This is a genomic window from Massilia sp. NP310 (assembly GCF_019443485.1).
Taxonomy (GTDB): Bacteria; Pseudomonadota; Gammaproteobacteria; order Burkholderiales; family Burkholderiaceae_D; genus Telluria; species Telluria timonae.
Genome location: NZ_CP080379.1, coordinates 1,111,049 through 1,125,446 on the forward strand (window position 1 = coordinate 1,111,049; position 14,398 = coordinate 1,125,446).

Consider the following 14,398-nt stretch of genomic DNA (forward strand, 5'->3'; position numbering starts at 1 on the left):
TACCGGGGACGGGCAAGAGAGAACGTGTGAAGCAGTATCCAGCAGAACGAAAAGAGGCGTTGTTACGGCAGATGATGCCGCCCCAGAACCGCGTGGTGTCGGAACTGGCCCGTGAGAGTGGGATCACCGAACAGACGCTTTATACTTGGCGCCGTCAACTTCGTAATCAAGGAATGCCGGTGCCAGGTAGTGGGAAAAATGCTGAGGAATGGACCTCAGAGGACAAGTTCGCTGTCGTGCTGGAAACGGCTGCGTTGAACGAGAGCGAACTGTCGGAATATTGCCGTCGGAAGGGGCTGTTTGCGGAGCAGATCGCCACCTGGCGAGCCGCATGTATGGCCGCCAACGTGAGCGTGGTGCAGCAAACCCGGGCGCAGCAGGTCCAGTCGAAGGAAGACAAGAAGCGGATCCGGCAGTTGGAGAAGGACTTGCAACGCAAGGAGAAGGCGCTGGCTGAAGCAGCAGCGTTGCTGATCCTGCGAAAAAAAGCCCAGGCGATCTGGGGGGACAAAGAGGAAGACTGATCAGCGCCCCAGATCGCCTGTCATGTGTTGCGTTGATCCGTGAAGCCGAAGCTGCAGGCAGCCGGCTGTCACCGGCTTGTCGTGAACTCGGCATCACCCTGCGCACGTTTCAGCGCTGGGTGCGGGGCGGAGATGATGCTGTAGCCGTCGACAGCCGCCCAACTAGCGTCAGGCCTGAGCCGGCCAACAAGCTCACCGAAGACGAGCGTACCGAGATTCTGGCTGTCGCCAACAGCGAGGAATTTGCCAGTCTGCCGCCGAGTCAGATCGTGCCGACGCTGGCCGATCGAGGCATCTATGTGGCTTCGGAGTCGAGCTTCTACCGTGTCTTGAAGTCGGCCTCGCAGCAGCACCATCGTGGCAAGGCCAAAAAGCCGAGTGAGCGCGTGGTCACGAGCCATTGCGCCATAGCGCCGAACCAGGTGTGGAGTTGGGACATTACGTGGCTGCCGGCTGCGATCAAAGGCAAGTACCACTACTGGTACATGGTGCTCGACATCTACAGCCGCAAGATTGTCGGTCACGAAGTCCACGAGGCGGAGTCGGCAGAATCGGCGGCGCGGCTGATGCGCAGGGCCAGCCTGGCTGAGGGATTGGCCGGCCGACCGCTGGTACTGCACTCGGATAATGGCAGCGCCATGAAGGGCTCGACCATGCTGGCCACATTGGAGCAACTCGGCGTTGCACCGTCGTTCAGCAGGCCGCGTGTGAGCAACGACAACGCCTACGCAGAGTCGTTATTCAGGACCTGCAAATATCGACCGAACTACCCGCGCCAGCCGTTTGCGACGCTGGAAGACGCGCGGGCATGGACGCAGAAATTTGTGCGATGGTACAACCAGGAGCATAAGCACAGCGGCCTGAAATTCGTGACGCCGGCACAACGTCATGGCGGCCAGGCTGAAGCGATTCTGGAGTATCGCGAACAGGTATATCGAGAAGCGAAGAACCGTAATCCGCAGCGCTGGTCGCGGGATGTCAGGAACTGGAATCTGGATAGTCAGGTCTGGCTGAATCCGGAACGGATTCGACCAGAGGAACTACGGCAGGTCGCGTGAGGTGACGCGACAACTACGTTGACAAACACCGCCAATGCATCTGGAAAACGCTCTTGGCCAAGTCCACGCCGTAGACAATCGGTGCATTGCTCATGGTGCGCTCCTCTCTGAAGGCTGGTCAAAGAACTAGTTCATCGGCGGGGGCCGCGACTCTGGTCTACAGAGCCTCGATTGTCCTCTTGCAGCGTTTAAAGCATCGCTTCGATTTGAAAAGAAGGGAGGCGTCCATTCCATTTTTCTCAAAGAATGGAGCCTATATGGACGCCCTCCTTTTGCAAGGCATTTTCAGCGCTGTTCAGACGAGGAAAGTCGCAGTTCTTTATCCGGCCTGGTACGCGGCATCGCCGCTGGCCCCGATGAAATCCGCTGATCCACGCCTCATTCTCTGCACGGGCTGCTAAGCCCCAGGCTCCATTCAGGCTTGGTGAATCCCGGTCTGACCTGTCTGTCATCGCTGTCGATACCTAACGCAACTGGTGGCGAGTAATCCTTTCGTAAGTTAAGTCACTCTTCACGCCGCTGTCGCCGTGGTTGGCCGCATGCTGACGTGATCCTTGTCATATGCTCGGTCATGGACCAATACCGCCCAGATTGTACGCGCCATCTTGTTGGCCAGCGCTGCGATTACCACGTTCAGTGGCCGCCGCTGGCTCAGTTGCTGCAACCAAGGACTGAGCGTCCTGGGGCGCCGCAGCACTGCTCGCGCACCATGCATCAGCAGGGTGCGCCGATAGGTGTCGCCGCGTTTGCTCATCCCCAGCAGCCGCACTTTTCCTCCACTACCGGTCTGGCCCGGTATGAGCCCAAGCCAGGCCGCAAACTCACGGCCAGACCGGAATGCCTTCGCATCTCCCATCGCAGCCACCACGGCGGTCGCGGTCAACAGGCCGACGCCTGGAATCGCGAAGATCGCTTTGGCGGCGCGGTCTTGCCGCATCCATGTCAGTAGCGATACCTCGATGCGGGTGATGCGGTCATCCAGCCGGGCCAGCTCGTTCCACTGGTCGCGCAGCGTGTCGATGAGCGGCATCGGCAGCCTCTCGGCCAACCGCTCGAGCGCCGCCTTGGTGCCGGCATCAAAGGACTTCCTGCCCGTACCAAACACTTCACCGTACTCCGCCAGCAGACCGCGTAGGGCGTTCATTTGTGCCGTGCGCATTTTCACTAGTTGCTGCCTGATCCGGTGCATTGCCAGCACAGCCTGCTGCGCTTCGGTCTCGATCGCCACGGCTTTCACTTCCAACTGTTGCGCAGCCATGTAGATCGCACGCGCATCGGCTGCATCGTTCTTGTTACCGCTGACGAAAGCCTTGACCATCTTCCCGCTCATCAGCTTTACCTCGTGCCCCAATTCCTGAAGCTTGCGCGCCCAATGCTGCGAACCGCCGCATGCCTCCATGCCGATCAGGCAAGGCGGCCGGTTGGCGAACCACTGCAGGAACTGCGCGCGCTTGATGGGCTTGTTGATCACTTCGCCTGTTGCCTGCTCAACGGTATACACCTGGAACACACTTTTGGCAGTATCGACACCGACCACTGATCGATCCTTATGCTAGGCGTATCGCTAAAGCGGCTAACGTGAGCAGCAACACGGGTAGCGTAAGAACGATGCCGACACGGAAGTAGTAGCCCCAGGAGATGTGAATATTTTTACTGTCGAGCACGTGTAGCCATAGCAGAGTCGCTAGGCTTCCGATCGGCGTGATCTTGGGGCCAAGGTCGCTACCGATGACGTTGGCATAGATCATTGCCTCTCGCACGACTCCTTCAGTGGCCGTAGCATCGATCGACAGTGCACCGATCAGCACAGTAGGCATATTGTTCATGATGGAGGAGAGGCCTGCTGTAATGAAGCCCGTACCCAGGGCTGCGCCCCACACGCCGTGACTCGCGCAACGCTCGAGCAACGCCGTGAGATAGTCGGTGAGACCCGCGTTACGCAAGCCATAGACGACCAAGTACATACCGAGCGAAAACACCACGACCTGCCACGGCGCGTCGCGCAGCACTTCGCGCGTGGAGATGCGATGACCGCGCGCTGCAACTGCCAACAGCATCACTGCGCCCACTGCAGCTACAGCACTGATCGGCACTCCGATCGATTCAAGCCAGAAGAAACCGATCAATAGCAGTGCGAGGACCCACCAGCCAGTAATAAAAGTTGCCCGGTCATGAATTGCGTCATGTGGGCGTTTCAATTGCGCCAGGTCGTAGTTGGCCGGAATATCGCGTCGGAAGAACAGTAGCAGAGCGACCAACGTTGCGATGACCGATACCACATTGACTGGCACCATCACGGCCGCATATCGCGCGAAGCTGATGCCGAAATAATCGGCCGAGACGATATTGACCAGGTTAGAAACCACAAGCGGCAAGCTGGCGGTGTCGGCGATGAAGCCCGCAGCCATTACGAACGCAAGCATCGAGCGTGCATTAAAGCGCAGCGCACGGAGCATGGCGATCACGATTGGCGTGAGGATCAGTGCTGCCCCATCATTGGCAAAGAGCGCCGCGACGGCAGCCCCAAGTAGCACCAGCATCACGAACAGTCGCTTGCCGTTCCCGCCACCCCACCGCGCGACATGTAAGGCCGCCCATTCGAAGAACCCGGCCTTGTCGAGCAGCAGGCTGATGATGATGACTGCTACAAAAGTGCCGGTCGCATTCCAAACAATATTCCAGACTGCTGGAATGTCGGCGAGGTGAATGACACCCGCCAGAAGCGCAACTAAGGCGCCAATTGATGCGCTCCAGCCGATTCCAAGACCACGAGGCTGCCAGATGACAAAGATGAGAGTAACGAGAAAAATCAGGAATGCGATCAGCACGGGTGGTCCCGGAAAAGGTAATGGTCTGGTTGATGGTTGCGCGGCAGGCCAGGGCGAACTGCCACAGCCGGCCTGCGGTTACTAATCGGTCAGGTGCCGATGGTGCCAATGCGGTCCAGTTCTTCTTTGAAGCGAACCCGGTCATCTTTCAGCTCTTCCAGCGGAAGCGACAAGAATGCCTTGATGCGTGCATTAATGATGTCGTAGGTCTGCTCGAACGCTGACTCGATCTCTTCCTCGGTTCCGACAACGTGGCCGGGATCGTCCAGTCCCCAGTGCGTCCGGATCACCTGTCCCAAGTAAGCCGGGCAGGTTTCGCCAGCAGCATTGCTGCACACGGTCACGACAACATCCGGAGTGACCGGCAGATCATCCCAAGACTTGCTGTAATAGCCTTCTGTCGAGATGCCCTTCTTATGGAGTAGCGCCACCGCGCGCGGATGAAGCTGCCCGGCAGGCTGACTGCCTGCGCTGATGGCCTTTAGGCCAGCCGGTGCGAGATGGTTGAAAACGCCTTCGCTCAAGACCGAGCGGCATGAGTTGCCAGTGCAAAGAAATAGGATGTTCATGTGAGAATGGTCGATGGGTCAAAAAAAGGGTCAAACCGGCGTAGAGCCAATGCCGCTGACCTGCGCCTGGATTGCATTTTTCTCGAGCATATTGAGCGGCAGACTCGTGAACAGATTCATCCTGGTCAGGATCTGCCTGTACACCTTGTTAAATGCGGCTCGCTTTTGCTCATCAGTACCTGTGACAGCGGCGGGATCTTCGAAACCCCAATGTGCCGAGATGGGATGACCAGGCCAGATTGGGCAAACTTCTCCTGCCGCGTTGTCGCACACCGTAAAGACAAAATCCATATGCGGCGCGTCGGCCTGGCTGAACTCATCCCAGCTTTTGCTACGCATTTGAGTCACGGCGTAACCGGTACCGCGTATTTGCTCGAGAGCGATTGGGTTGACGGCGCCGGTCGGGTGACTGCCAGCCGAGTACCCGCGAAAACGCCCCTTGCCCATGGTATTGAGCAGTGCCTCTGCCATGATGCTGCGAGACGAATTGCCCGTGCACAGAAACAGCACGTTGTAGATCTTGTCTTCCATGATCTCTCCAGGTCGATTAACTGCTTGCATGAGCGAAGCTGAGGTAGCCGCGCTATTTGTCCAAAGAGCGGCGCCTACTGGTCCGCAGGGAATACCCTTGCAGCAATCTTCGCTGAGGTACTCAACCAAGCCACCCATCGTGTCCAGGTTTGCCGTATAGATAATTGAACGACCCGCCTGACGAGGACTGACGAGACAGGCATGCGTGAGTTCCTTCAAGTGAAACGAGAGCGCCGGCGGCGTGATGCCCAGGTGATCGGCGATCTTGCGTGCGGCAAGACCTTCTGGACCGACCTGAACCAGCAGGCGAAAGACGTCGAGCCTGCTCTCTTGGGCAAGCGCAGCCAGCGCGCCGAGTGCGGATTTTTTCTGCATGCCTAGGCAACCTTCAAATGTTCAACAACTTTTTAATTATTGCATGGTTTTTGGGGAAGATTCAACGTATATTGAACTATTCTTGTGCAAATCCAGCATGTGCGGCGGATGGCTGGGAACGGCCTGGCTCTCGGCAGAGCGGAGCACTGGTCGATCACGTGATCATCCTGAAACTGGCGATGTTGTAAGAAAATGGGCACATGGAGCTGGTCCTGACAGACACACTCTGCCACCTGACAGCAGCTTGCGGTGTAGGCAAAGCTATGGAGAAATCGTGACAGCGCAATGGCGTATGATCGGCATCCTTGCATGCACGCAAATTATCTCGTGGGGCTCGATGTTCTACGGATTCAGCGTCATCGCGCCCGAGATCGAGCGAGAGACCGGGTGGAGCAGTGCGCTCGTGTTCGGGGCTTATTCCTGGAGCTTGCTCGCAGCTGGCGTTGCCGCGACACCTGTGGGCATGTTGCTCGACCGATACGGTGGCCGTTCAATCATGAGCATTGGCTCGGTTGTTTCCGCCATCGGTTTGTTCGCACTTGGCATGAGTAAGACGCCTGCCACTTATATCGCTGCATGGACGATCATTGGCTTGGCGATGAGCTTGACGCTGTATGAGGGGACCTGTCAGAAATTCTGTGTGCGGGGCCAGAATTCGTAGTTAGATAATCGCGTTCGTGAAGCGCTCGCCGAACATGATGGCGAACTGGTTGGCAGCCTGCTTCCAGGTACGCTGTGGCATCTTCCAATCTTTCTCGATATTGCGCAAGGCCAGGAACAATAACTTGGTCGCGGCTTCGTCGCTGGGGAAGTGACCACGGTTCTTGACGATCTTCCGCAGACGCATATGCAGGCTTTCAATAGCGTTGGTCGTGTAGATGATCGTGCGCACTTCAGGTGGGTAGGCAAAGAACGGAATCACCTGCTGCCACTGGCGCCGCCACATCGCGGCCACGGTCGGAAACTTGGTGCCCCATGGGCCTTCTGCAAAGGCATCCAGCGCCGCTTCGGCCAGCTCGGCGTTGGCAGCGTGGTAGATCGGCTTGAGCGCCGCTGCCAGTTCCTTCCGGTCCTTCCAGGCCGCAAGCGTCGTCGAATTGCGGATCAGGTGCACGATGCACGTCTGGATCTGCGCTTGCGGATAAACGGCCTCGATGGCCTCCGGGAAGCCGCGCAGGCCATCGACGACGGCGATCAGGATATCGTCCAGTCCGCGGTTCTTGAGTTCGTTGAAAACCTTCAGCCAGAATTTGGCGCCTTCGGTCTGTTCGATCCACAGACCCAGCACTTCCTTGCGGCCGTCGGCACGAATGCCCAAGGCCAGATATACGGCCTTGTTCTTGACCGTGCCTTCGTCCCGGATCTTCAGGCGCAACGCGTCGAAATACACGATCGGATACATCGCCTCGAGCGGCCGCTGCTGCCACTGCGCGACCTCCTCGAGCACTTCGTCGGTGATGGTCGAAATCAGGTCTGGCGACACCTCGGTGCCGTACAACTCCAGCAAATGCGCCTGAATCTCGCGCACGCTCATACCACGAGCGTACATGCTGATAACGTGATCGTCGAAGCCCGACATCCGGCGCTGATGTTTGGCCACCAGTTTGGGCTCGAAGCTCGACAGACGATCGCGCGGAATGTCCAGGTGGAGCTCCCCGCCTGGCGTCAAGACCTTCTTCGGGCTGCTACCGTTGCGGTGGTTTCTGCTGCCGTCTTCCTCGTTGGCCAGGTGGTGGTTCAACTCGGCCGACAACATACGCTCGGCCAGCATTTTTTTGAGCTGCCCGGCGAGGCCCGATTCGCCAAGGATCGACTCGGCGTCCTTGTTCTCAACCTGGGCCAGCAACTGGTCGATCAGCTCAACGGGAAACGGGTACGCTGCTTTCTGTTTTTTGGGCTTCTTGGTGGTCATCACTTCGGTCATGGAACAGTCCTTTCGGGATTATTTCATGACCCCGTTCCACACAGAAATTCTGACAGGCTCGTATGAGGCGGCTTTTGCCACAATCAATCGTCGTTTTGCCCTGCAAGGTCGCAAAGCGATATCGATGCTCACACTGTTTGCCGGCTTCGCGAGCACGGTGTTCTGGCCGCTCACTCAGGTGCTTGATACGTCGCTCGGGTGGCGCGATACCTATCTGCTTTACGGGGCCTTTCACCTGATAATTTGCCTACCACTTCATATGCTGCTCGGTAAAGAGCAGGCAAGGCCGATTTCGCGCCAGAACGCACACCGTGGACATACGCTTGTTGAAGCAATACGCCATCCCGCGTTCTGGAAGCTCGCGATCGCTTTCGCTGCCAATGTGCTCGTGTTTGCGGCCCTGTCGGTGCATCTGTTGCCCCTGTTGCAGGAGCTCGGGCATAGCGCCGAACTGGCCGTTATGATGGCCATGTTGATTGGGCCCATGCAAGTCGCCGGCCGGGTACTGGAGCGGACGGTCGGGCGCAATTGCATTCCTCAAACGGTGGGTATCTTTTGCTTTGCGACACTCCCTGCCGCACTAACAGTTATTGTGCTTTTTGGTGAGCAAGCGTGGGCCGTTGCGGCTTTCTGTGTCATTTACGGACTGAGTAATGGGATAATTACGATCGTGCGTGGCACGTTGCCTCAAGCGCTCTTCGGCAGTGAGAATTATGGTTCCATCGCAGGTGCCATGGCGGCGCCGGCGTTGCTGGCCAAAGCGGCCGGCCCCGTCGTAGCAGCTCTGATCATGGCCAGGCAGTCAGACCCTTCGATCATATTGTCGATCCTCCTGGGCGTGGCGGTACTGTCCCTTGTGGTCTATTTACTGGCGATCAGGGAACGGATCGAACTCAAGCTAGGTATCGCTTCCTTACCGACGCCCGGGGCAACTTCGCCGGTAGCATCGAAAGAACATGAGTCCGGCCTATAAGCTTGTGGGAATCAGAGGCAGCCTGGCTGACTATCCTTGGTCCTTACCAGTTTGCCCGGTGCTTGTCTTGCGTATCGTTGTGTCGGTTGTCATCGGGCGCGTGTAGATACCCACTGGTAGTGCTGATCGAAGCATGGCCGAGATTGTCCCTGACGTGCCGCAAGTCTACGGAATTATTGGCCATATGTGATCCCGCCGTATGCCGCAGCCAATGCGCCGATGCCTGGCTGATTCGATGCGCAACATGCGCAAACTCTGGTCCCTTGAGCTTGATGCGCTCGGACGTCATCGCGAAAACTGACTTGACGATGTCGTGGATCCCGCCGCGGCTCATTGCTTTGGGCTTGCCACCGATGGGCAGCAGCAGCGGCGTTGACTCGCCAGATACAGGCAGAGCAGGGTAGTTCAGTTCACGCCGATATCGACCGAGCTCAATCATTAACTCATGGGTCGCCGGTACCAGTCGCACCTTGCTACCTTTGCCGAGGATCTCAAGCCACCACCGCTCGGCGCCGTCGCGGTCACGCCGGCAGAAGAAGTTGCCCATATTGTTCTCGGCAATCTCCGAGATACGCAGGCCGCAAACATAGAACAAGGTGAGCAGCCACCTCAGCCGAAGATATCGCTCACGCTCTCGAGGCGTCTCGCGCGGCATGGCGTCGATCGTGGCTTTGACTTCCAACCACAATTCATCGTCAAGATAGCGCTCAATGCGCGGCGCCCGCGCACGGCCTCGTTGGCGGGAAAGTGAAAGCGGGTTGCCTGCAAGGTATCCTGCATTGACGAGCCAGGAGAACATCGATGCGAGGATGATACCGGCCTGTCGTTGGCTTGACACCGACAGCGGTCCTGCGAATGGGCGCCAGCGCGGGTCATTTCGAGGATGGCGCCGATTCTGCTCACTCACCCACATGTCCCGTGGCATGGGATTGCCCAAGAATTTCTGATAGGCCAACCAATCCTCGTGCGCCAGAGAAGATAAGGGTTTGCCACGCTCAAGCACACACCATAGCAGTAGCCGCTCAGCCTCCTTTCGGTAGGCATCGAACGTTGTTTGCTTGTGGGTAAAATTCGCGAGCCAGGCCAGTACCGCAGCAACGTCGGTGTTTGCACCAATTTGCCTCGGCACATTCCACTCGCGGTTGGTGCCAAGTGATCCATCCAGATCGCATGACACCGATATCACCTCCATGGGCGAAACGGGAATTGCTTCAAGGACGGTGGCGATCTGTTCGGACATCAAAAACTTACTCTGACACGGGAATTAGCTAGATCGAGGTTTGCCGGTGCCGCTCTGAAGACGCACCTCTTGACGAATCTCGACAGGTTGCAGCGTCTGGTAGCGCTGTCGAATATTATTGTAGACGCCAGGCGTGTCTTCAGCGGCGACTGTTACAACCATTGCGTACGGTAGTGGCGGCAGCGAGGCGTTGTCGACGCTTTGTCCGTCCTCCCGAGCGCCGTACGTGATGTCAAAAAGCGGATCGTCTAGCGTGTCGACGTTAAAGCGATGTTCATGCTTGAGCGTCGTCTCCCATTTTTGCTCGTCGGTGCGCGCCTCCAGTTCGGTCGTGTACATCTTCGACGACGAGAAAAACGGCATCGTCTTCTTCGATGTCTTCTTCGGACGCAGCAACACCGTCAGTCCGGCGCGGGTGTAATTCACCGCATGTTCTGGATCGGTGTGACTTGCGAAGCACAGCGTGGCGCGAAGAGTTACCTTCCCATTTAGCGGAAGGGAAGGGAACGGGATGAGCGCCCGCAGGTTTTGACCAGCCTGCAGGGTACCTTGGTAAATAACCCTGACTTCGTTGTCCTCGCACGTCAGGACTTCATCGACACTCTGGGGAAACCGGCCATGCCCGACATGGCTCATCAACATCTGTTTAGGTCGGCTGGCGTGGTGCGACATCAACGCACGAACAGCCAGAACGCTCAGTGGTGAGTTCAGCGACACTTTCACGCCGATCGCCGTTCGCAGGGTCGCTGGAGAACTGAAACTCGTGCCTGTCGTGTGAGCGTATTGCCCGCTGAGAGCATTGTAGACAGTGAAGGGCTCCTCTTCCGAGCCACCAAAGGCGACGCCATCAGGTTTGATCATGCCCGGGCTGCGGCCGGGGCCGTGTGAACTATAGGGCGCACGCGCCCAGGACGACGATGTGACGTCGCACGCGCCCACGGCCAGCGCGTTGACCATATCGGACGGGGGCTGTACCCGGCACTCGGGCCATCCCTTCTCGCCATCATTACCAACCGCGATAGCTGCTAATGTGTTGCCCGAGGCAAGGTGACTGTCTATCAGTGCTGTCCACGGGTGAACTTCATCATCGTCCATCGGCATATATGGCCCGATGCTGAAGTTCAGGAAGTCATATTTCTCGGTCTTCAGAACATGGTCGATATTCTTGAGTACGTCGTAGAGGTCGACGTCGGGCACATTATCCGAGAGCTGCAACGATGGACTGATGCAGCGGTAATGATGCACGTTTGCATAAGGACGCGGGAACTGCTCACTCTCTTCGTCAAGTGGTCCGAATAGCAGAGCGCTTGTCACACCGTTGCCGTGATTGAGATAGGCTGCCGAGGTCGTCTCTGCACCTGGCAAGATTGTCTCTTGTACCCACCGGCCCAGGTCGGTGTGACCGATGCCGCCGTCGAACACTGCGACCTTCAGCTTGGTGTCAATCGCAGGTTGCTCAGTTAAAGCGGGCGCGACGACGCTCGAGCTACGCATGTCCCTGCCGCCGATACGTAATGACGGCATCACCCGCACCGCCCGCACAAATTGGAACGCGGCCAGATCCTGCGCTTGAGCGGCCGCCAGGCGCACTGGAATGAATGTCAGGGCAGATACGCTCAGTGCACGTGATACTTCAGCTGCTCCACCTAGCGAGGCGACGTAGGATGCGAACGCTTTGATGATGTCGGCATCTTCGACAGCGGCATGCAGGACAACCTCAAGCGAGGCCAGCGCTTGATCCGAATTCGTGGCAAAGTTCTTGTCTGCAGCGCTGAACTCTTCCATGAGTTCGAAGCGACAAAATGCCTTCTGCTGCGTTTCGGACATTTCTTCCGAAAAAAGCATTTTCTTCAATTTGCTGAATGCCACTTCGGTACCTGCGACATACAGCGCTGCGGTGAAGGTCTCTTCACCCGCACGCTGGCGGCTGCTCGCGACGTCACGCGGCACTACGCGGGCTGACCGGCTTCCTACGCAACGCAAGCCGCTTGCCTTGAGCAGGTTATTGGGGTGATGTGTTTTAGCGAGGAAGGCGGGATGTAACGTGAACCTGGCAACGGACTCGCCGCGAGGCTTGAGAGCCGGCGGCTGTGCATGATAGTTGATTAGCAAGAGGTCAAGTTGCTTGCCAAGGCATTCTCGCTGCTGCGCGATGTTATACGGGTATTTCTTTGGCCCGGAACTGCGCTTGAGTGTGAATGGTTGCGTGAGCGTCTCGCCGTATCCCAAAATGATGTTCGTTGCCGCCATTCCTGATTACTCCCCGAGGTAACGTTTAATGACACTGCTCACTGTAGGATGGGTTTTCCCCAGCCGAGATGCGATTTCCCGTCGCGATAGGCCTTCCAGATGCAGCAGAAGCATCTCGCCTTCGTGCGGTTTAACCATGTCGCCTTTCCTCATCCTGAGCTGCAAGGCATTCTTGACCAGAATCGGTACGAGCGCCGATTGCTCGAGGAGGGCGCTTTTACGAGACGAATGGATGAGGTGGCCAATCGAGCTGAACGATTCCCCGTGCAGCAGCGCAGCCAGATTCCGGCGGATGTTCTCGCCCATCGGCAGATCCTGCAAATACTCCACGATCAACTCGGGTGAAGGGGGCTCGAACTGGACGACGTGATCGAACCGGCGCCACACTGCAGGGTCGAGGAGTTCACCGTGATTCGTTGCCGCAATTAACAGCGAGTTCGCCGGCCAGTCGTCGAGGGCCTGCAGCAGCACGTTGACCAAGCGCTTGAGTTCGCCAACATCGCTGTCGTCGTCGCGCCGCTTTGCGATCGCATCGAACTCATCGAGTAGCAAGACGCATGGTCGAGAGATGGCATGATCGAAGACAGCGCGTACATTGTTGCCAGTTTTCCCAAGATAGCTGCTCATGACCGTCGCCAGATTCAACGTCAGCAAAGGCAGCTTGAGTTCTTGTGCCAGCCAGTGCGCAGCAAGCGTCTTGCCGACGCCTGGCTTGCCGCAAAAAAGTAACATTCTTGCCGGCGCCAGGCCTTCCTGCATTAGCAGTTCGAGGCTGCGCCATTCCTTCATGACGCCTGACAGCACGCTGTCAACCGTGTTGCTAAAGACAGGCCGTTTTGGCAAAACCACTGGGAAAATGGTTTCTACAAGCTCCATTCGCGAGTCAGCATCCACTGGCGTCGGGACGAAGTCGCCGGTGCCGCGCATGACATTGTCGACCGAGAGGAACTGGGCAAGCTCTTGGGCTAGCGCCAAGTCAGTCTGTTTAAGCTTCGAAGCAAACCGACCGACGGCGAGCGCGAACGCGCTACGCGAACCGGTCATTCCCGACTGAACAACCTTTACCAACTCTTTTCTCGGAAAACTTTCCACAACAATCCTTATGTATCAACTAGTTACAGCATTTGGTAAATATCTATACATTGATTTTATCCCATCCTTTCCACCAAAGCCATGCTTTTATCGCCGACTAGGACGCAAAAGATTTGGCGGGCTAACGAGTGCCGCGGCCACGACGGAAACATTCGACATAATGATAATAATGTCAGAATTACGGAAGAGGGCGACAGAATAGATATGGTTTACGTAGTATTACTCGACACCTATGGAGGCCTTCATGCCCGACAATTCCCAGATAGCGGTTGCCGTGCAGGCCGACATCGACGCTCTTCGTGAACGCTTTCCGCGAACCTCGGATCTGTATCGGGAAGCCTGCAGCATCATGTTTTTCAGATACGGCCTAACGCCGACCACGAATGCGCTCTACCAGTTCGTCCGCAAGGGAAGCATGTCTGTGCCTAACGAAGCACTAAGGCGGTTCTGGAGCGATCTCAGGGAACGGGCCAGGCCTGACGCCAGCGGCCCGAGTCCCACACGCCGATCCGCGAGCTGCAGCCAGTTGTCTCGTCTGTCATCACTGAACATCCGACGCGATTCCGTATCCATAAATACTTCCGTTGTACCTAAAGCTATTGACGTGATGAGTAGGCCATGAAGATTTACCTAAACATATAGACTCGACGGGGAAAACGGGGCTTTGACGCCGAGTCGGTAGATTAAGGTGCCCCGAGTACGGAGTTTTAGGTACGAGCGCTCAGGCCTGCACGTCGATCGGAAGGCTGCCCAGGGCAAACTTCGCATAATCTATATTATGTTAAATGCGCTCCGTGGCGGCCAAGACCACGTGCATTCAAAAGCCGTCAGTTTGCAGAAAGTTGTTCCCGTTTTTTGCACAAATTTGTATCCACCCCCTAGTCCCGTCTTATTCAGCATAGACGTCAGAGAAGGCACAGACAAGGAACTACAGGCGGATCAGGACATTTGACTTGCGCATCCAATTCGCATCACTCTAGGCAGAACACGAATGACAGTGCTCCAAAGTGTCAGACGACAGCCCAGCTGCTATC

Annotated in this window: 11 protein-coding genes and 1 pseudogene; 3 read left to right on the forward strand and 9 right to left on the reverse strand. The window is 57.1% G+C overall.

What is annotated here, in order from left to right:
* Positions 1–26 precede the first annotated feature (26 nt).
* Positions 27–1,582 (forward strand): IS3 family transposase gene (locus KY496_RS04985; protein ID WP_229520324.1). Its coding sequence is split into 2 segments (ribosomal slippage): positions 27–489 and positions 489–1,582, totalling 1,557 coding nucleotides; the frame shifts between segments, so codons are not numbered across the junction.
* A gap of 511 nt (positions 1,583–2,093) precedes the next feature.
* On the opposite strand, the gene KY496_RS04990 is transcribed toward KY496_RS04985, so the two are convergent.
* The 5 genes and pseudogenes from KY496_RS04990 to KY496_RS27050 all read right to left on the reverse strand — a co-directional run.
* Positions 2,094–3,119, reverse strand: a complete 1,026-nt coding sequence (locus KY496_RS04990) for an IS110 family transposase (protein ID WP_219864090.1) — start codon at positions 3,117–3,119, stop codon at positions 2,094–2,096.
* Between the two features lie 10 nt (positions 3,120–3,129).
* Positions 3,130–4,410 (reverse strand): arsenic transporter, encoded by a 1,281-nt coding sequence (locus tag KY496_RS04995; RefSeq protein WP_219864091.1) that lies wholly within the window; start codon positions 4,408–4,410, stop codon positions 3,130–3,132.
* Positions 4,411–4,499: 89 nt separating this feature from the next.
* Positions 4,500–4,979 carry an arsenate reductase ArsC gene (locus KY496_RS05000; RefSeq protein WP_219864092.1) on the reverse strand — a complete coding sequence of 160 codons (480 nt, stop codon included), beginning with the start codon at positions 4,977–4,979 and terminating at the stop codon, positions 4,500–4,502.
* A 30-nt stretch (positions 4,980–5,009) separates the two neighbouring features.
* Positions 5,010–5,510 carry an arsenate reductase ArsC gene (locus tag KY496_RS27045; RefSeq protein WP_229493505.1) on the reverse strand — a complete coding sequence of 167 codons (501 nt, stop codon included), beginning with the start codon at positions 5,508–5,510 and terminating at the stop codon, positions 5,010–5,012.
* Positions 5,511–5,711: 201 nt separating this feature from the next.
* A pseudogene (locus tag KY496_RS27050) lies at positions 5,712–5,885 on the reverse strand (helix-turn-helix domain-containing protein); the annotation flags it as partial.
* Between the two features lie 292 nt (positions 5,886–6,177).
* Between KY496_RS27050 and KY496_RS05010 the strand changes: the two are divergent.
* Positions 6,178–6,546, forward strand: a complete 369-nt coding sequence (locus tag KY496_RS05010; protein WP_219864093.1) for an MFS transporter — start codon at positions 6,178–6,180, stop codon at positions 6,544–6,546.
* Here the strand turns inward: KY496_RS05010 and KY496_RS05015 are convergent, their stop codons facing one another.
* Complete coding sequence (locus KY496_RS05015; protein ID WP_157225494.1) at positions 6,547–7,797, reverse strand: IS256 family transposase; 1,251 nt, start codon at positions 7,795–7,797, stop codon at positions 6,547–6,549. It abuts the gene before it with no gap.
* A 37-nt stretch (positions 7,798–7,834) separates the two neighbouring features.
* Between KY496_RS05015 and KY496_RS05020 the strand changes: the two genes are divergently transcribed.
* The gene (locus tag KY496_RS05020) at positions 7,835–8,782 is read left to right on the forward strand and encodes an MFS transporter (RefSeq protein ID WP_229520424.1); all 948 of its coding nucleotides are present in this window, start codon (positions 7,835–7,837) and stop codon (positions 8,780–8,782) included.
* A 43-nt stretch (positions 8,783–8,825) separates the two neighbouring features.
* Here the strand turns inward: KY496_RS05020 and KY496_RS05025 are convergent, their stop codons facing one another.
* The 3 genes from KY496_RS05025 to KY496_RS05035 are packed head-to-tail and all read right to left on the reverse strand — an operon-like array spanning position 8,826 to position 13,364.
* Complete coding sequence (locus KY496_RS05025) at positions 8,826–10,022, reverse strand: tyrosine-type recombinase/integrase (RefSeq protein WP_219864095.1); 1,197 nt, start codon at positions 10,020–10,022, stop codon at positions 8,826–8,828.
* Between the two features lie 24 nt (positions 10,023–10,046).
* On the reverse strand, positions 10,047–12,272 hold the full coding sequence (locus KY496_RS05030; protein WP_219864096.1) for a S8 family peptidase: 2,226 nt from the start codon (positions 12,270–12,272) through the stop codon (positions 10,047–10,049).
* A gap of 6 nt (positions 12,273–12,278) precedes the next feature.
* Positions 12,279–13,364, reverse strand: a complete 1,086-nt coding sequence (locus tag KY496_RS05035; protein ID WP_219864097.1) for an AAA family ATPase — start codon at positions 13,362–13,364, stop codon at positions 12,279–12,281.
* Between the last annotated feature and the right edge of the window lie 1,034 nt (positions 13,365–14,398).